The organism is Prochlorococcus sp. MIT 1303 (assembly GCF_001631965.1).
Lineage (GTDB): Bacteria > Cyanobacteriota > Cyanobacteriia > PCC-6307 > Cyanobiaceae > Prochlorococcus > Prochlorococcus marinus_D.
This window is the reverse complement of the sequence record NZ_LVHK01000044.1, coordinates 155,934-172,809: the sequence shown is the minus strand read 5'-3', so window position 1 is coordinate 172,809 and position 16,876 is coordinate 155,934. Positions and strand designations below refer to the sequence as shown.

Sequence of the window (16,876 nt, the reverse complement as noted above, 5' to 3'; positions counted from 1 at the left end):
ATGTAACAACAGGCCAACAGGAACTACTGCCAGCAAACAAGCGAAAATGGTTCCAAGGGTTTCCATAAACTTTAGCGAATGGGATTTTCTATCCTGCAAGCTATAACACAGATCACTGCCTATAGACAGTGGATGCAACATTAACACGTTAAAAAGTTCATTAGAAGTTGCCATACAACAGGCTTTACCCACAAGTCTTTGACTCAGAGCATTCAGATTTACAGAGCTAACTGCTCTAAGAGAAAAACATAAGCAATTTAATCTCATCCTAATTTTTAAGACATTGCGCCTACATTGATAACAACTCATTATTGAACGAATGAGCCCTAAATCCAATCGTGATGAGGCTGCAAATACTAGAATTGAAGTTTCTAATTTCTGCAACTATATTCTCATAATACTTTGAAAGATTCACATCCTCCTCACGATCTAATGCCAAACATAAAATAATGACTCATTTAAGATTCTCTGACAATCCTCGACATCAAACGATTCGGAATTCGATTAAGGTTAACGTTTACCAAAAAGACCTGAGCCTCCTTTGCTTCATTAATTCCTAGATCAATAGGCTTTGTTTATTGATCGTTATGAAACAAAAGATGAAATCTCAAAGGTTTTAAGGGAATTTAAAATCCTACGGGATCAAGCATGGTCACCTTGCAAAAATTGTGAGTAGATAGGTGCAAAATAAGAGTAACGAGGTACTCCACTCTTCAAGCACTGATCACAAGATTCAAGTGCTACCAGGCAATCATTGATATGCTAAAGAACAAGCAGCAAAAAAGATTAAATCAATCAAATCTAGCGGCACATGAGTAGAAATATCCTCTTCCTGCCATCAGGCATGTATTTGTGAGAGTATGCATATCTATCATTTTCGTCAAAATAATAGGGTGTCTCAATGTTGATACAGTTAGGCATATTAAGTCAATCAAACAAAAGATCAGTGGGCAGCAGGCCTGCAACCTCCAATAAGCTCTTTACGCATAGATCAACTCTTGGATGAAAGCAAAGCAGCTTTCGAAATGGATCATTTAATCCATATGATCCATTAACAATACCATCAATCAAATCAACCTATTTTGCAAATATTTGATCTTTAGCCTCTCCAGGCATAATACTTTCTCAAACCAGCCCATCCATAATTAGCATCTATTTACCAGTGCCAGTCAAATAAAAGCCTAAACGAGAGATCGCTATTCCAAAAGGTGGCTAATGCATGTAAGCAAGACTGCCAAGCATTCGGATTAATTTCAGCAGAGCAGAATCTCTGATCAAAAAAATCCAAGAAATCCTTTGTTTCTTGATGCAAACTTGACTAATTAAAGAATAAAAACCATTAAAAAATATATGGCATTCACATAACCACAGAAATACAAATGTTAGCAAGAAGAACTTAAAGCTTATTGCTAGCTATAGGGACAAAAGCAAATCAGTCTTGATAACATCAGCAATCAAACTATCCGATCACTTCGACTCAGTAAATTCTGCGTCGATCACATCATCACCGCTACTTGAATCTCCGGCATCAGTGCCAGCTGCTCCAGCATCAGCTCCGGATTCTGCAGCGGCGGCACCCGCCTGCTGATAAACAGAAGCGCCCAAGGTATAAAGCTCCTGCTGCAGTTCCTCCAATAGTGACTTCATCGCATCAAAGTCATCTTTCTCAATGGCAGCCTTAAGCTTGACGCGCTTATCTTCCACCTTTGCCTTTGAATCAGCATCAACCTTGTCAGCCAACTCTCCGAGTTGCTTTTCCGCCTGATAAACAAGAGTCTCAGCCTGGTTCTTAATGTCAATGCGCTCACGCTTTTCTTTATCAGCTGAAGCATTGGTCTCAGCATCCTTAACCATCTTCTCAACCTCATTTTCAGAGAGGGTTGAAGCACCAGTAATCGAAATGCTTTGCTCCTTACCGCTACCCTTATCCTTGGCATTAACACTAAGAATACCGTTAGCATCGATATCAAAAGTCACCTCAATCTGAGGAACACCACGAGGGGCAGGAGGAATTCCATCAAGACGGAATGTTCCCAAGCTCTTATTATCAGAGGCCATCTCACGTTCACCCTGAAGCACGTGAATCTCCACATTGGTTTGTCCATCAACCGCCGTGGAATACGTTTCCGACTTCTTCGTAGGAACAGTCGTATTACGCGTAATCATCTTGGTCATCACACCACCAAGAGTCTCCACACCCAAGGAGAGAGGAGTGACGTCAAGCAGCAAGATGTCCTTAACTTCACCAGCCAATACCCCGCCCTGTATGGCAGCGCCTACTGCAACAACCTCATCAGGATTGACAGTCTGATTGGGATCTTTACCCGTAACCCTCTTAACAAGTTCCTGGACTGCAGGCATGCGGCTGGAGCCGCCCACCATCACGATTTCGTCAAGTTCACCAGAAGAGAGTTTGGCGTCCTTAAGAGCCTGCTCCACAGGTACACGACAACGATCAATCAGCTTTGAAGCCAATTCCTCAAATTTGGCACGTGTCAGGGTTAGATCGAGATGCTTAGGCCCCTCAGAGGTAGCAGTAATAAATGGCAGGTTGATCTCACTTTGCGTAGCACTGGAAAGCTCGATCTTGGCTTTCTCTCCCGCCTCAGTGAGCCGCTGAAGAGCCTGCTTATCCTGACGCAGATCAATACCTTCATTGGCCTTAAAAGTTGCAGCCAGATGATCAACAATCACTTTGTCGAAATCATCTCCGCCTAGATGAGTGTCACCAGAGGTAGATAGAACCTCAAAAACACCATCACCTACCTCGAGCACAGAAACATCAAAGGTTCCACCACCCAGGTCAAACACCAGAATTCGCTCATTGCTCTTCTTATCGAGGCCATACGCCAACGCAGCCGCGGTTGGCTCGTTAATGATGCGTAGCACCTCTAAGCCAGCTATCTTGCCGGCGTCTTTGGTGGCCTGTCTCTGTGAATCATTAAAATAGGCAGGCACCGTGATCACGGCCTGGGTTACGTTCTCACCGAGATACTTACCAGCGTCCTCAGCTAACTTGCGCAACACCTGAGCACTCACTTCCTCAGGAGAAAACTGCTTATCAAGAACCGGGCACTTCAACCTCACATTAGAGCCAGACTTCTCAACCTCATAGCTCACTTCCTTCGATTCTTCGTTCACCTCATCAACCCGACGACCAACGAAGCGCTTCGCTGAATAAAAGGTGTTATCAGTGTTCATCACCGCTTGGCGCTTGGCGATCTGGCCAACCAATTGATCCTGATTTTTGGTATACGCGACCACGGAGGGAGTTGTTCTAAACCCTTCAGCGTTAGCAATCACGACGGGCTTGCCACCCTCCATTACGGCGACACAACTGTTCGTGGTTCCAAGGTCAATGCCAACAACCTTTCCCATTCGTGCCGACCTCCTAAAGATCTCTGTCTTGAACAGGTGCATCCTCGGCAGTGAGGCCACTTAGAGGCGAGGTGTGGTTCCCGAACAGCTCGCCCGGCAGGCTGGGCACAGAACCCGATCAAGCAATGGGAATGATTAGCGGCACAACCTCCCTAATAGGCCTGCTCGGCCAACCAGTGCACCATTCCCTCTCACCAGTGATGCAAAACGCAGCCCTCACTGCAATGAATCTCGACTGGTGCTACATGGCCATGCCCTGCGAAACCAACGATCTGGCCAATGTGCTCTGCGCTCTGCGTTCGATCAACTGCCTTGGCCTGAACATCACCATCCCCCACAAACAAGACGTGGCCAAAACCTGTCGAGAGCTCAGCCCACTAGCAAAACGACTTAAAGCCGTCAACACTCTGATCCCTCATGTCGACGGCGGCTGGACAGGCACCAACACAGACGTGGCCGGTTTTATTGCACCCCTTCAAGAAAGCAAGTGCGAGTGGCATGGGCGTCGTGCCGTCGTGCTCGGTTGCGGTGGTAGCGCCCGCGCAGTCGTTGCAGGTCTACAAGATTTAAAATTGGCTCAAATCATGGTGGTTGGCCGCCGATCTGATGCGCTGAAGAGATTTCTCGATGATCTCCAGCCCAACCCAGCCAGCTCCGAATCTGATTGCCAAGTGCTCTTGCAAGGAATTCTCCAACAGGACCCTGCTCTGGTTGAACAGCTAACCAAAGCCGATCTGGTGGTCAACACCACACCAGTAGGCATGTCCCAAAACCGTTCGGAAACATCAACTCCTAGAGCGCCAATGCCCCTGGGGAAGAACATTTGGCAAAACCTAAGCCCAAAGACAACTCTCTATGACCTGATTTACACACCAAAACCAACCGCCTGGCTGACCTTAGGAACTGAACATGGCTGCCATTGCATAGATGGCCTCGAAATGCTTGTTCAACAAGGCGCTGCCTCTCTAAGGCTCTGGAGCGGCAACAACCAGGTGCCTGTCGAAGAGATGAGAAAAGCTGCTCTGGGCTGGCTCACGGTTTAGCGTCATAGCAGTGATCTGACCCCCATGCTGATCCCTATCTGGCAACGATTGCTGGGAGTGCTGATTTACATGCTCCCTTGGAGCGACACCATTCCATTTGGGCGAAGTTTATTTGTGCAATTTCCATTGCTTGAATTGCTTGCACTTCCAGCCCTACCCTTCATGATCCTGGAACAAGGGATCCCGTTCGGAAGTCTTCTAATATTTTTCTTGCTCTTTCTTGCCGTTGTAAGGAACCCTAAAGTTCCCTATTTTCTTCGCTTCAACACACTGCAAGCACTACTAGTAGACATTGTTGTCGTACTACTGGGCTATGCCTTCCAAATCCTTCTACAACCTCTTAGTGGTGCTTTCATGCTGCGCACGCTAACCAGCACTGTGCTGGTCGCAATGCTTGCCATCGTGATTTTCGCCCTCATCGAATGCCTAAGAGGACGTGAACCAGACCTGCCAGGTATCAGCCAAGCCGTTCGCATGCAGCTCTCCTAAAACAATGACCACAAAGAGATAGGCTGGTCGCTCCGTCGCTCACTGCCGTGAGCCTTTAAGTCCCTGTCGGAACACCTAATGAGTCAACAACCTTATTACGAAACCATGTACATCCTCAGGCCGGACATCCCGGAAGAGGAAGTCGAAACCCATGTCACCAAGTACCGCGAGATGGTGACTGAAGCTGGGGCAGAGGTCCTCGACAATCAAATGCGTGGCAAGCGACGCCTGGCCTATCCAATCTCAAATCACAAGGAAGGCATCTATGTGCAGCTAAGCCACAACGGCAATGGACAACAAGTGGCCGTGCTGGAAAAAGCCATGCGTCTCAGTGAAGACGTGATTCGCTACCTAACTGTGAAGCAGGAAGGTCCGCTACCTGCTCCCAGAATCGTCCCCGGGAGTGAGCCTGAGCCAGTAGAACAGCAGGAAGCCGCAGCCGTAGAAGCCTGATCAACACCATTGTTGAAAAAGCTGCTTGGCGTTACCTTTCTGCCATGCGCGTTGCCCATCAGGACCATCAAAGCCCTCTTCCAATTTGGAAGAAACAGGAAACACAACAAGAAAATAAAAAAATAACCAGACGTGATGCCATCCAACAATGGCGGAAATCAACAGGCAAGTTGCTGCTAACCAAGGCTGAGATCAGATCTAACTGCAAAGAAAATCCTTATGACCAACAAGATCTACTTAAAAGTCAAATCAAAGACCTTAAGGAGCAAGTCCAGGAATACGAAGCACTCCTAAAGGAACTCCCTGATATTTTCGAACGAAAATTTCAACAACGACTCATCCCCCTACTAGAGCGCTATCGCCTAATCACGCATACTCAAAACTCTGCTATTCAAACTGAGTCAATCATGCTTGAGGAGCCTCACACATTAAGAGTGCCTTCCCTGCTTCGCACAAGATGGCTTGGAGGCAGAGGATAATCTCCACAAGAAAACTAATCAAAAGATCACAACTTAGCCTCGCCGAGCTGCTGCCCAAAGGCGACTTGGAAGTCCCCAGATGTAGATAAATCCTTCAGCAGCCCTGTGGTCAAAGTTGTCCTCGCTGCCATAGGTAGCCATCTCAGATATATACAAGCTGTTGGTGTCAGAGCTCCGGCCAATCACCATGGCATTGCCTTTATGGAGACGAATCCGCACCAAGCCATTCACATAAATCTGAGTGCGATCCATGAATCCATCCAGAGCATCCTTCAAAGGGGAAAACCAAAGACCCTGATAGACCAGCTCAGCCCATTGCATCTCCAATTGACGCTTCATGCGCAACACATCCGCAGCAAGTGTCAAACTCTCCAATTCCTGATGAGCACGAATCAATAAAAGTAACCCTGGAGTTTCATAAATCTCCCGACTCTTGATACCAACCACCCGATTCTCAATGATGTCAAGGCGACCGAAACCATGCCGTCCAGCAAGACGATTCGCCTCCTTGATCAAACCCACCGAATCAAGTCGCACCCCATCAATAGCCACAGGATTACCAGCTTCAAAACTGATCTCAATGTCCTGAGCCTGAGAGGGTGCAGCGTCAATCGAGGAGGTCATGGCAAAGACCTCCTCGGGCGGAGCCACCATCGGATCTTCAAGAGGACCCGCTTCAATACTTCGACCCAAAAGATTCAGATCAATCGAATAAGGCGATTTCTTACTCACGGGGGCAGGGATCCCACAGCGTTCGCCATAGGCGATCGCCTCCTCTCTGCTCATGCTCCATTCCCGAGCGGGAGTTAGCACCTTGAGATCAGGTGCTAGTGCTGCAATGGCCAAATCAAAACGCACCTGATCGTTGCCTTTACCCGTACAGCCATGAGCAACCGCATCGGCCCCGACCTCCCTGGCAACCTCTACCAACTGACGAGCAATCAGGGGGCGAGCTAAAGCCGTAGACAGTGGATAACGACCTTCATAAAGAGCATTGGCACGAATCGCCGGCAAAGCAAACTGTTCTACAAAAGGCTCTATCAAATCTCCCACCAGAGACTGACTAGCACCAGCATCAAGAGCCTTAAGGCGGATGGGATCAAGCTCATCACCCTGACCTAAATCGGCAGCAAAGGTGATCACCTCGTCTACCCCCCATTCATGCTTGAGATATGGGATGCAAACGCTGGTATCAACACCACCGGAATAAGCAAGCACCACCTTCTTCGCACGCCCCATCAACTGGACTCCGAATCACAATTCAAAGATTCTCCCTTCCCGTTGACCAAAGACCCGGAATCAGCCGTAGGAAATCCCTCCCGCATGACCCAAATCCCGAGGCCAACCGCAGGAGCAAAGAGCAACAACGCCACCAGGAGGGGCCGAATTACAAAAGGCTCAGGATGCAACAGACCCCAAAACCGCAAGCCAAAGCTGAGTAGTAAGGCCAAGCCCCAGGCAAGAACCATCAAGATCAGCTTGGAAGAAAAAAACACCTGATCAAAGGAAGTCAATGAACTATGTTGGCTGATTGGTCTATGTCCTCACAAATGAGCGCCCTCGATACGATCAACCTGAGCGCACTCGACGGCATCAACCCTGCTCTTACGCGCTATAGAAGAACAGAACCTGCCCCAGTTTTGCCCCTACGCGAAGAACCAGATCTGCTGAGTTGGCTCGAAGCAAGTGGGAGGCTAGTCGCCGATGAAGAATCCACCTCACCAGAGGTCAGCACAGTAGAGGAAGAGGAGCTTTCGGCCTTGATGGGAGAGAAAGAAGATTACAAAGCCGACGACGAACAAACAGAAGAAAACTGGGAAGAATAGCCATTTTCTCAAACCGAAGAAGCCTGCTCACTTCATTACGCACCGCCAATCAAGCCCTGACGTGAGCAACTCTCCGAAGCCATTGGCTGATACGGATACACAAAGGTGGTGGACTAATGGGACAACGTCCGCAAGCTTGCTCGGGATCGTTATCTTTGCTGCAAGCTTCACATCAGACCGCTTCATAGCCAACAGTCTGCTCAGCTTGCCGTTGATGATTTCAACACTGATTTCAGTGCTGATCGCAAGCTGGGGCATCCCAAAGTTAAGGGCCCTAAAAATGGGGCAAGTGATTCGAGAAGACGGACCACAGACTCATCAGCGCAAATCTGGCACCCCAACCATGGGTGGGCTGCTAGTCGTTCCTGCTGGGGTCATCATCGGAAGTTTCGTCAGTGTTACTGACGAAAGCAGCGAGCAACTACTAGCTCTGGCATGCATCACCCTGGCTTACATGGTGATCGGTGGCTTCGACGACTGGTGCAGTCTCACGCGGGGAACCAACACTGGTCTTACCCCTCGAGGAAAACTTCTACTTCAAGCCGCAGCCGGCCTGATCTTTCTCACTTGGGCGGGCTGGCAAAACTGGATCGACTCCAGCATCGCCCTGCCCCTTGGCATGTCCATCCAGATGGGATTCATGATCTGGCCACTAGCACTGTTCGTGTTCCTAGCGGAAAGCAACGCCACCAATCTCACCGACGGACTCGATGGGCTAGCCAGTGGTTGCGGGGCACTTGTCTTCACTGGACTAGCAATTCAACTGATGCTCAGAGGCAATGATGGCGATCCTGTACTAGCAGGCTTCTGCATGGCAATGGCAGGGGCCTGGCTCGGTTTTCTGATGCACAACCGCAACCCAGCCCAGGTGTTCATGGGCGACACAGGCTCTCTAGCAATGGGGGCCGCCTTGAGTGGAGTCGCAATCCTCTCCAACAGCCTCTGGCCGCTATTGCTCATGGGTGGTGTTTTCTTGGCTGAATCCCTCTCTGTGATTATTCAGGTGTGGGTGTTCAAAGCCACAAAAGGGCCTAACGGCGTTGGACGACGCGTGTTCCGCATGGCCCCGCTTCACCACCACTTCGAACTGGGGGGTGCCGACGAGCAAATGGTGGTGCGAAGATTTTGGTCGATCACTGGCGGCTTAGTGCTGCTGGGTCTGCTATTACGCCCCACTGCATAAGTGCTCGCATGAGTTACTTCTATAAGAAATAAAGATGCACTTTTAAACTCACTTCTTGCAAGCAACTCGTATCAGTTCCAGAATATCAATACCGAAATGAAGGTCATGAAACTACAGGGCTGGAGCATCACTTCTTGGGCCACTGGCATGATCCTTCTGATGCTTACCATCTTTTTCGTTTTGAGCGGCTGGAGTGCCGAAACGATCAAAGCAGGCATTGATTACACCGGTAGAAGCTCTCTATTTCTCTTCTCCATTGCCTTTACCGCATCGAGTGTCTATTCCCTCTGGAAAACACCTTTTACGACCTGGACTCTTCACAACAGGCGCTACATCGGACTGAGCTTTGCAGCTTCACACTTCATTCACCTCAGCCTGATTGTGTTGATCTCTTTGAACTTCCCAGAACCTTTTCTCGAAGATCAATCAATGGGCCAGTGGATTTTCGGTGGTCTTGGTTATGTTTTTGTTTTCCTGATGGCCTTAACTTCCACTGATCGAGCCCAGCAATGGATGGGCATGAAAAATTGGAAGAGACTTCATTTGATTGGCAGCCACTGGCTTTGGACCGTCTTTCTGCTCACCTACGTTGAACACACACGTGAAGACCCAAAGTTCTACATCCCCTTCCTGGTGTACACATTGGCCTTGCTTCCTCTGAGGCTTGTCAAGCACACACCCACGAAGGCACCTCATGGTGCAGCATCCTTAACTCACTAAATCCAAGTCTTATCAAGATACCATTCATCAAAATATTTAAATGGCGGATGCCAGGATTCTAAAGCCACTTTAAAGACGACTTTAAGCCATCTTTTTGCTCCCACAAAATCAATGCAAAACAAAGGCAATTGTAATGTATTTGTAAAAAATGCTAGCGCAGAGTCACACAGCCTAGACAAACAACAATATTCAGGTCTTGGCTTTCAAAGCTTTAGCGACAATTACAGTTAGCATTTACTGGCTGATTTTATCGAAAATGCTCATGCTGAATTCAAAAATTGGCAAGATATTTACCAGCAAAATTTTAGTGTGACTTTCAATAGTCATTTGCATAGAAACAACTATGCGGTTGCTATCGATGCACTAGCCCATGCCAACTTCTCTTACTGTGATAGGGACAGCAGCATTGTCAAGCGCTTTGAGCAACATTCTGTTCGCAAGGCTTAAGTCCGCTATAGTTTTATATAAATAAAGGGAGTAGAGTCACTATGCAATGCCCGGCATGTGAGAAACAAACCACACATATTATCATTTGCGGAACAGAGCTTGATGTATGCCAAGGAGGCTGCGGTGGAATATGGTTTGATAATTATGAGTTAAATAAATTCGACGAGACACACGAAGAAGCTGGCCAACTTCTTGACATTGAAATGGATTCAAATGTCAAGTTAGATTTAGAAACAAGAAGGAATTGCCCCAAATGTGTTGATATTAAGCTCATGCGACATTACTTCAGCATCAAGAGAAAGGTGGTGGTCGATGAATGTGCGAACTGTGGTGGAATCTGGCTAGATGGTGGAGAATTAAATAAAGCAAGGGGCCTATATGCCTCTGAAGAAGACAAGAAAATCGCCACAGAAAACCTATACAATGAACTATTCCAGCGTGAGATAGGTAAGGAGAGTGAGCAGCTCTACACTAATAAAAACAAACAAATAAGAATGGGCAATATTTTGAAATTCATCCATTAAACTACGTCATAAAGCTTGTCAGACATGACACCAGCGCTAATATGATTATTATGCTTTCAAGCCAGCCTTGGCCTTTCCATCAGCACGTTAATGACCTGGTCAATAAACTCTATTCTTTGCAGAGTGCTCTGATCGAGAACTTCTCAAAACTAATGATGCTAGCTAAGCCATGGAGAAAGCTTGTTTAAATAATTCATGAAGAGCTTTATTTTTGTGGCAACCTTTTTATCGTTGCTTGTCTCCTCTTGCAATAAAGAAGCGGCAAACTTTCCGACAAGAAAAACAGATGAGTCAGCAAGGCGAAAAAATGTTCATAGCAAGAGAAGAAGTCCTGGTTCCAATCATGTTCATGACTTAAAGGAGATCACCAATGTTTCGGCATTGATCAACCGTCTGGTTTCTGCAGATAAAAGATGGAGGCCAAAGGTTATAACAATTGCAGATGGCTCAAAGCGCTATACATATCAAAAAAGACTTCATGAAGGAACCCTTACGTTGGAGGAGTTAAAGCAAAGAATCAAGAACCCCTCCAAATTTCAGGCGGAAAAAACTGCTATTGCTCAACTTATAAAAAAGTTGAGGTCACTTGGGATACCCATTTTTATCGGGGAAACACATTCTGTTCAAGCAGTAGGAACATGGAATCCGTCAAGCAATCGAATAATACTTCGACAAGTATTAGTTGACAATGGAACGCTAGATTTTCATGAAGCGCTAAGCCACGAAGCAATACATGTGGCCCAAAGTTGTGCGTCAGGTTCCATTAATAATAAACCGCGCCCCCTTGGACTGCCACTCAAATATTCCGTATCAATAGATGAAAAGGTTGCTCACCCTTTATACGCAATAAATTTCAAAGACAATTTGCAAATAGAGCGCGAAGCCTATTCCCATAGCAGAGAGCCTGGAAAAGCACGTAAGCTTCTTGATCATTACTGCAACTGATAAAAAAAATTTAGCTGATATCTAATCTTACGACCAGAAACCAACTCTGGTAAAATATTTATCCCTCTTTCTCACTCAACAAAACTATAAGAATCGCCTAATTTATCACCCCTAACTATTTACTTACTCTTCAGCAAGTAAACCATGAATATGTCATGACAATAGTCAGTGGTGATGTCGTGATCATTTCCTTTCACTCTTGCGATCTTGATAGATGACTTTTATGTTAGACAGCTGTTGGTTTAAGACTTGTAGTTTGACTTCAGCAGATTTTATTAATGATTTGGCACGCATTCTGAATTGAAAAATGAAGTTTGTCTTGTTCAGACGCCTGAGCGTGCGCAGCTGAATGATCAACTGACGTTGAGGAATGCTGTGGTTCTCGGCGAACCGCTGTTCCTGATAGGCCATCACGAGCTGCACAAGCTTTTGTTTGAATTCGCTTGAAAGTCCTTTGTTAGCCAGGCATGACTCAAGTGGTTCTCCCGCTTGGGGTGTGATCCCCAGCCTGAATAAGCAGTCGTCTAGTTCTTTGCGGAGCTTGTTTTTGTTTTGTGGTTGTAGCCAGCCCAGCACCACAAGAGCGACTGCCAGCAAAATGGCCACGCTTACCAGCAGTAGTGTTCCTTGCCAGCGGCTGGCATGGGCACCAAAAAGTTTGCGTAGCAATTCTTCCTGTTTGGCTTGGTCAAATTGCATCACCCATAAGTTCCAGTTCAAATCAAGGGTTTGCCATTGCCCTTGTAGCCAACGCATCCAGCCGGGGGCATTAAATAGCAGTCGTTGATCGGCATTGCTGCCTGCAGCAGCAAGACTGTTAAAAAGGTTTTGCTCAAGGCGACTTGGTACGACCCATCCTGTGGGATCTACGCGGATCCAGCCCCGCCCTGGTAGCCAGACTTCACTCCAGGCATGAGCATCAGCCTGGGTCACCTTCAGGTGACCGTTTTCATTGCCAAAATCTTGTATCCATTCTCCGCCCTGGTAGCCAATCACAACCCTGGCGGGGACATCTGCGGCCCGCATTAAGGCAGTAAAACCAGCAGCAAAATGCTCGCAGAATCCTTTCTTGTTTTCAAAGAGAAAGGTATCAAGGGCATCTCGATAGGGAAGAAGACCAGGCTTGAGTGTGTAGCGGAAGCCTTGAGCGAGAAACCAGCGCTTGGCTCTCTCCAGACGTTGTTCGGGTTCGGGCAATTGACTCCATTGATTGCCTAGAGCTTTTAAACGTGGGTTGCTGTTGTTGGGAAGATACTTGTCAGTCGGTCTGGAAGGCAGTTTGCGCCAGGGCTCTTTCGCATCAGGGCCCGCCGCTACCAGGCTGTAAACAATGCGGCTTTGCACTGGCATTGGTTGCCAAAGACCGCCGTTGTTGCTGCGACGAATCTCAGACGGCATGGGTAGACCACGGCCATTCCATGGCAACCAATGCAGGTTGTTGGCTTCTAGCAGCACCAGTTGTTGCGGTAGTAAGGCCTCCGAAGTTGGCGGTGTCGGTGAGGCCAGGCTCGGTTCTGCCTTGGAGATCGACCAGCGGCGACCATCGAACTCGTTCAGCGCCATCACTCGCCAATACCGCTGAGCAGGAGGAGGAGGAGCCATGCCTTTGAACTGCAGGCGCATAGCTGTGGAATTGTTTTGAACCAGGGAGGCAATTGAGCCTGGAACCAGTTGATCGCTAAGGCCTGTCTGATGAGCAGTTTGCAATTGCCATAGGGGCCCAATTCGCGGTGCAAGCAAAAACAAGGCCACCATCAGCGGCAGGCTGACGCTCACCAAAAGCAGCAGACTTTGTAGAAGTCCGCGGCCTTTTGCGGCACCAAGCTCCAGGCCCAGTAGAGACCCCACTGCCAGAAAAGCTGAGATCCCTTGCATCAGACTGGATCCCAACCCTTGGGCGAAAACACCAGCCATCCCAATGGCTAGTAACAGCAGCAGACCAGTGCGACGAATCGCCGCTGGCTGGAGAGCTTCCAGCAGCTTGAGACCGCTTAATAGCCAAAACAGGTTGGCGCAGCTGATCAGCAAACCGCTCATCGCACCGAGCGAAATCTGGGTTAGCCAGGCCATTCCCAAGCCAAACAGCAAACCATTGGGAAGCCAGCCCGGACGTTGAAGTAGAGGGGGGGACCACAATTTCAGAAAAATGAGTAACGGCAAGCTGATCAGCACCATCGGTTGGGCTTCACGCATGCTCAGCAATTGGAGCCATAACGTCGCCAATGATCCGCTTTGCAAATAAATGGCAAGGCGGATATTGCTCATGCCAAAGCCAGGGCTTGCAATGCAGCGTCGAGATGTTGCCGACCACGGCCATGGGGCAGGTTGCACCCTGGTAGTTCCATGGCAAAGGGCTGATCGCTTTGACAGAGCTTCATGACTCGATCCGTCAAGTGCTCAAGAGCTGTCTCGAAGGGCAACTGCGGATCTAGCTTGAGTACGCGTTGACTTGCGGCTGCGGCGCTGAAGCGTTTTGTCAGCCAGCCACGCCCTCCTGCAAGTTGTTTCCATGCAACCCGTTGGAGACCTTCTTCCGGTCGATGGGGGCTGAGGTCCTGGAAGTCGTCTGTGCCGTTGGCATGGTTTGTATGGCTCGTGGTTTGATGTTCTTGCTGCCATGGTCGCCACTGTTCGATGACCGGACCTGAAACAGCCTTGGGATAGATAAGTTGTTGTTGGGGTGGCAACCAGTAGCTCCAGCAGACGAAAAGGCCTAGTGGTGCCCTTGAGAAAATCTTGAGTCGACCAGGCGTTTGGAGGCCTCGCCGGCTTGGTTGCCAACATGGTTGTGCCAAGGAGATACCTATTGGCACCAATGGTTGCACCATTAAGGGTTGATGGCTGAATACAAGCCGCAGTCCATACCTCTCATGGCGGCTTTGAAGACAGATGGGATAAGGCACCAGTTCGCCTGCAAAGCCAGCATCAACTGCGGCAATGGAGAGCTCAAGTCCTTGCAGGTTGAACTGAGTGAGGAACATGCTTAACAGGAACAGGCCGGAGCAGAGGAAGGCCAGAAGTAATGGCCCATTGCTGTTGCTGTTGATGCCAATCAGGTAGAGCACTGCGATACCAAGCAGCCAGAGTCCGCCAAAAGCTGAAGGCAGGATGTAGAGCTTGCGCATGCTGAGGGTTAGCTGCGTTCCTTCACGGGTAAGACGCTGCTTCAGCCGCTTGCGAAGACCCTGGATCATCGAATGGCGTCCACCTGTTTGAGTAAATGTTCGCTAAGGCTGTCTGGGCCTCTTGGTTGACCAGCATCCAATCGGTGTTCAGCAATAGCTGTAAACACGGAAATCACATCGGCTGGGGTGACGTATTTGCGCTGCTCTAGTAGTGCCCAGCCCCTGGCGGCGGCGATGAGGCCTTGGCCAGCTCTTGGTGAGAGCGCGGCAGGACTGTTTTGGTATCTGCTGGTTGCTAATAGATCGAGTACATAGTCCACAAGTGAGCTTTGCACTGTTAAATCACTGCATTGCTGCTGGGCTTCGATCAAGCCACGGCAATCGATGCCGTTCTCCAACTGATCCACTGGATTGGCATGGCCTAAAAGCAAATTGCGCTCGGCATCTCGATCGGGAAAACCAATTGAAAGCCGCATCAGAAAGCGGTCGAGTTGTGATTCAGGTAGTGGCGATGTGCCGGTTTGATCCAAACCGTTTTGAGTTGCAATCACAAAAAATGGCTGAGGTAGTGGATGGCTGATGCCATCAACGCTGACTACGTTGGAAGACATGGCTTCCAAGAGGGCACTCTGAGTGCGTGGGCTGGCGCGGTTGATCTCATCGGCAAGCAGCACATTGCAAAACAACGGCCCCTGATGAAACTGAAAGGTTTCGGTTTTTTTTTCGTAAATCGATACGCCGATGAGATCAGCAGGTAGAAGATCATTTGTGAAATGAACCCTGTTGAAGGTCAGGCCAAAACTGCGAGCCAAGGCTTCCGCCAAGGTGGTTTTGCCCATGCCAGGAAGATCTTCAATTAATAGATGTCCGCGTGCTAGTAGACAGGAAACGGCAAGACGCACCTGCTGGGGTTTGCCTAAAACAACGCCATTGATCTGATGCAACACCTGATCTAGCAGCTGGGGGAGTGCTGCGGACATGCAGGACACGACAATTCCCTATCAAGCCTAAGCGCGTATTACTGCGCTGGTAAAAGGCCAGGGAAGTGCACGATACGTAGTTCACGTGATTAAAAATATGCTCGCTGATTAGTTGACTTATTTGTGGTATCGATCACTGCGAAGGCTCCTAAGGCAAGACTTTTGTTTGATAACTTATTTTATGAATTTTAAGCCTTAGGCTCCTAATACTGGCTGCCCTTTTAGGCAACACTCAAAATAGCTAACAGCCAAGACTGTCAAAACTTCAAAAGCTACCAAGAAAATAAGCTCAGGCATAAGCGAATTATATGATTTTTTATTTTCCTTACTACCTAACTACGCCAATACTTACATCACATGACTGATGAGATGCATCATTACCAATCAATTGATCGAGCATAGAAAAGCTTACAGGCTCTTCAAGAGGGTAGACATTTGGTAAAATACCTCCCTCTCTATGAAAGATGGATGCACTTTTAAACTCACTTCTTGCAAGCAACTCGTATCAGTTCCAGAATATCAATACCGAAATGAAGGTCATGAAACTACAGGGCTGGAGCATCACTTCTTGGGCCACTGGCATGATCCTTTTGATGCTTACCATCTTTTTCGTTTTGAGCGGCTGGAGTGCCGAAACGATCAAAGCAGGCATTGATTACACCGGTAGAAGCTCTCTATTTCTCTTCTCCATTGCCTTTACCGCATCGAGTGTCTATTCCCTCTGGAAAACACCTTTTACGACCTGGACTCTTCACAACAGGCGCTACATCGGACTGAGCTTTGCAGCTTCACACTTCATTCACCTCAGCCTGATTGTGTTGATCTCTTTGAACTTCCCAGAACCTTTTCTCGAAGATCAATCAATGGGCCAGTGGATTTTCGGTGGTCTTGGTTATGTTTTTGTTTTCCTGATGGCCTTAACTTCCACTGATCGAGCCCAGCAATGGATGGGCATGAAAAATTGGAAGAGACTTCATTTGATTGGCAGCCACTGGCTTTGGACCGTCTTTCTGCTCACCTACGTTGAACACACACGTGAAGACCCAAAGTTCTACATCCCCTTCCTGGTGTACACATTGGCCTTGCTTCCTCTGAGGCTTGTCAAGCACACACCCACGAAGGCACCTCATGGTGCATCACCCTGAAATCACTAAACTCCAAGTCTTATCAAGCAAAGTGAGCGTTTTGCTCGTGCAAACAAAGCCAATGGGGGCAAAGGCCAGAGATTCTCAATTGTGTCGTACTTATTGAGAACAACCTCTCTCGGTCGGGCAGGTTTGTCCG

At 48.2% G+C, this 16,876-nt stretch carries 16 protein-coding genes; 10 read left to right on the top strand and 6 right to left on the bottom strand.

All coding sequences use genetic code 11. The annotated features are described in order from the left end of the window. Window positions 1-1,467: 1,467 nt before the first annotated feature. Entirely contained in the window at window positions 1,468-3,378 is a 1,911-nt protein-coding gene (gene dnaK, locus PMIT1303_RS10000; protein WP_063398589.1) for a molecular chaperone DnaK, read from the bottom strand. Between the two features lie 131 nt (window positions 3,379-3,509). On the opposite strand from dnaK, the gene PMIT1303_RS09995 reads away from it, so the two are divergent. The 4 genes from PMIT1303_RS09995 to PMIT1303_RS09980 all read left to right on the top strand — a co-directional run bounded on the left by PMIT1303_RS09995 (window position 3,510) and on the right by PMIT1303_RS09980 (window position 5,842). After that, window positions 3,510-4,421: a shikimate dehydrogenase gene (locus PMIT1303_RS09995; RefSeq protein WP_041375294.1), complete on the top strand. Its 912-nt coding sequence runs from the start codon at window positions 3,510-3,512 to the stop codon at window positions 4,419-4,421. Between the two features lie 24 nt (window positions 4,422-4,445). After that, window positions 4,446-4,910 (top strand): Tic20 family protein, encoded by a 465-nt coding sequence (locus PMIT1303_RS09990; RefSeq protein WP_011827574.1) that lies wholly within the window; start codon window positions 4,446-4,448, stop codon window positions 4,908-4,910. Window positions 4,911-4,988: 78 nt separating this feature from the next. Continuing rightward, the gene (gene rpsF / locus PMIT1303_RS09985) at window positions 4,989-5,363 is read left to right on the top strand and encodes a 30S ribosomal protein S6 (protein WP_011827575.1); all 375 of its coding nucleotides are present in this window, start codon (window positions 4,989-4,991) and stop codon (window positions 5,361-5,363) included. A 44-nt stretch (window positions 5,364-5,407) separates the two neighbouring features. After that, window positions 5,408-5,842 (top strand): hypothetical protein, encoded by a 435-nt coding sequence (locus PMIT1303_RS09980; RefSeq protein ID WP_063398588.1) that lies wholly within the window; start codon window positions 5,408-5,410, stop codon window positions 5,840-5,842. 33 nt (window positions 5,843-5,875) lie between these two features. Here the strand turns inward: PMIT1303_RS09980 and PMIT1303_RS09975 are convergent, their stop codons facing one another. After that, window positions 5,876-7,081 (bottom strand): argininosuccinate synthase, encoded by a 1,206-nt coding sequence (locus PMIT1303_RS09975; protein ID WP_063398587.1) that lies wholly within the window; start codon window positions 7,079-7,081, stop codon window positions 5,876-5,878. Next, a complete protein-coding gene (locus PMIT1303_RS09970) occupies window positions 7,081-7,311 on the bottom strand; it encodes a hypothetical protein (RefSeq protein WP_231901440.1) in 231 nt (76 codons plus the stop codon). The genes PMIT1303_RS09975 and PMIT1303_RS09970 overlap by 1 nt, the downstream gene beginning before the upstream one ends. Before the next feature lie 81 nt (window positions 7,312-7,392). Here PMIT1303_RS09970 and PMIT1303_RS09965 point away from each other — a divergent pair, with 81 nt between their 5' ends. From PMIT1303_RS09965 to PMIT1303_RS09945, 5 genes are all read left to right on the top strand, one after another. Further along, window positions 7,393-7,668 (top strand): DUF3134 domain-containing protein, encoded by a 276-nt coding sequence (locus tag PMIT1303_RS09965; protein WP_041374996.1) that lies wholly within the window; start codon window positions 7,393-7,395, stop codon window positions 7,666-7,668. Between the two features lie 61 nt (window positions 7,669-7,729). After that, the gene (gene mraY / locus PMIT1303_RS09960; RefSeq protein ID WP_063398585.1) at window positions 7,730-8,851 is read left to right on the top strand and encodes a phospho-N-acetylmuramoyl-pentapeptide-transferase; all 1,122 of its coding nucleotides are present in this window, start codon (window positions 7,730-7,732) and stop codon (window positions 8,849-8,851) included. Between the two features lie 105 nt (window positions 8,852-8,956). Next, window positions 8,957-9,571, top strand: a complete 615-nt coding sequence (locus tag PMIT1303_RS09955; RefSeq protein ID WP_369818723.1) for a hypothetical protein — start codon at window positions 8,957-8,959, stop codon at window positions 9,569-9,571. 488 nt (window positions 9,572-10,059) lie between these two features. Continuing rightward, window positions 10,060-10,542 carry a zf-TFIIB domain-containing protein gene (locus PMIT1303_RS09950; RefSeq protein WP_063398583.1) on the top strand — a complete coding sequence of 161 codons (483 nt, stop codon included), beginning with the start codon at window positions 10,060-10,062 and terminating at the stop codon, window positions 10,540-10,542. A 195-nt stretch (window positions 10,543-10,737) separates the two neighbouring features. Further along, entirely contained in the window at window positions 10,738-11,487 is a 750-nt protein-coding gene (locus PMIT1303_RS09945; protein ID WP_156486998.1) for a hypothetical protein, read from the top strand. Between the two features lie 183 nt (window positions 11,488-11,670). Here the strand turns inward: PMIT1303_RS09945 and PMIT1303_RS09940 are convergent, their stop codons facing one another. From PMIT1303_RS09940 to PMIT1303_RS09930, 3 genes are read right to left on the bottom strand one after another with little or no spacing between them, the layout of a single operon-like run. Further along, the gene (locus PMIT1303_RS09940) at window positions 11,671-13,752 is read right to left on the bottom strand and encodes a DUF3488 and transglutaminase-like domain-containing protein (RefSeq protein ID WP_063398581.1); all 2,082 of its coding nucleotides are present in this window, start codon (window positions 13,750-13,752) and stop codon (window positions 11,671-11,673) included. Further along, entirely contained in the window at window positions 13,749-14,681 is a 933-nt protein-coding gene (locus PMIT1303_RS09935) for a hypothetical protein (protein WP_063398580.1), read from the bottom strand. Before PMIT1303_RS09935 ends, PMIT1303_RS09940 begins: the two co-directional genes overlap by 4 nt. Continuing rightward, the gene (locus PMIT1303_RS09930; RefSeq protein ID WP_063398579.1) at window positions 14,678-15,592 is read right to left on the bottom strand and encodes a MoxR family ATPase; all 915 of its coding nucleotides are present in this window, start codon (window positions 15,590-15,592) and stop codon (window positions 14,678-14,680) included. Before PMIT1303_RS09930 ends, PMIT1303_RS09935 begins: the two co-directional genes overlap by 4 nt. Window positions 15,593-16,131: 539 nt before the next feature. On the opposite strand from PMIT1303_RS09930, the gene PMIT1303_RS09925 reads away from it, so the two are divergent. Further along, the gene (locus PMIT1303_RS09925; RefSeq protein WP_369818722.1) at window positions 16,132-16,737 is read left to right on the top strand and encodes a hypothetical protein; all 606 of its coding nucleotides are present in this window, start codon (window positions 16,132-16,134) and stop codon (window positions 16,735-16,737) included. Window positions 16,738-16,876: the final 139 nt, after the last annotated feature.

What these genes read in the sequence shown, in the direction of transcription:
- dnaK (WP_063398589.1), bottom strand. Translation starts at nt 3,378, where the DNA reads ATGGGAAAGGTTGTTGGCATTGACCTTGGAACCACGAACAGTTGTGTC.
- PMIT1303_RS09995 (WP_041375294.1), top strand. Translation starts at nt 3,510, where the DNA reads ATGATTAGCGGCACAACCTCCCTAATAGGCCTGCTCGGCCAACCAGTG.
- PMIT1303_RS09990 (WP_011827574.1), top strand. Translation starts at nt 4,446, where the DNA reads ATGCTGATCCCTATCTGGCAACGATTGCTGGGAGTGCTGATTTACATG.
- rpsF (WP_011827575.1), top strand. Translation starts at nt 4,989, where the DNA reads ATGAGTCAACAACCTTATTACGAAACCATGTACATCCTCAGGCCGGAC.
- PMIT1303_RS09980 (WP_063398588.1), top strand. Translation starts at nt 5,408, where the DNA reads ATGCGCGTTGCCCATCAGGACCATCAAAGCCCTCTTCCAATTTGGAAG.
- PMIT1303_RS09975 (WP_063398587.1), bottom strand. Translation starts at nt 7,081, where the DNA reads ATGGGGCGTGCGAAGAAGGTGGTGCTTGCTTATTCCGGTGGTGTTGAT.
- PMIT1303_RS09970 (WP_231901440.1), bottom strand. Translation starts at nt 7,311, where the DNA reads ATGGTTCTTGCCTGGGGCTTGGCCTTACTACTCAGCTTTGGCTTGCGG.
- PMIT1303_RS09965 (WP_041374996.1), top strand. Translation starts at nt 7,393, where the DNA reads ATGAGCGCCCTCGATACGATCAACCTGAGCGCACTCGACGGCATCAAC.
- PMIT1303_RS09955 (WP_369818723.1), top strand. Translation starts at nt 8,957, where the DNA reads ATGAAACTACAGGGCTGGAGCATCACTTCTTGGGCCACTGGCATGATC.
- PMIT1303_RS09950 (WP_063398583.1), top strand. Translation starts at nt 10,060, where the DNA reads ATGCAATGCCCGGCATGTGAGAAACAAACCACACATATTATCATTTGC.
- PMIT1303_RS09945 (WP_156486998.1), top strand. Translation starts at nt 10,738, where the DNA reads ATGAAGAGCTTTATTTTTGTGGCAACCTTTTTATCGTTGCTTGTCTCC.
- PMIT1303_RS09940 (WP_063398581.1), bottom strand. Translation starts at nt 13,752, where the DNA reads ATGAGCAATATCCGCCTTGCCATTTATTTGCAAAGCGGATCATTGGCG.
- PMIT1303_RS09935 (WP_063398580.1), bottom strand. Translation starts at nt 14,681, where the DNA reads ATGATCCAGGGTCTTCGCAAGCGGCTGAAGCAGCGTCTTACCCGTGAA.
- PMIT1303_RS09930 (WP_063398579.1), bottom strand. Translation starts at nt 15,592, where the DNA reads ATGTCCGCAGCACTCCCCCAGCTGCTAGATCAGGTGTTGCATCAGATC.
- PMIT1303_RS09925 (WP_369818722.1), top strand. Translation starts at nt 16,132, where the DNA reads ATGAAACTACAGGGCTGGAGCATCACTTCTTGGGCCACTGGCATGATC.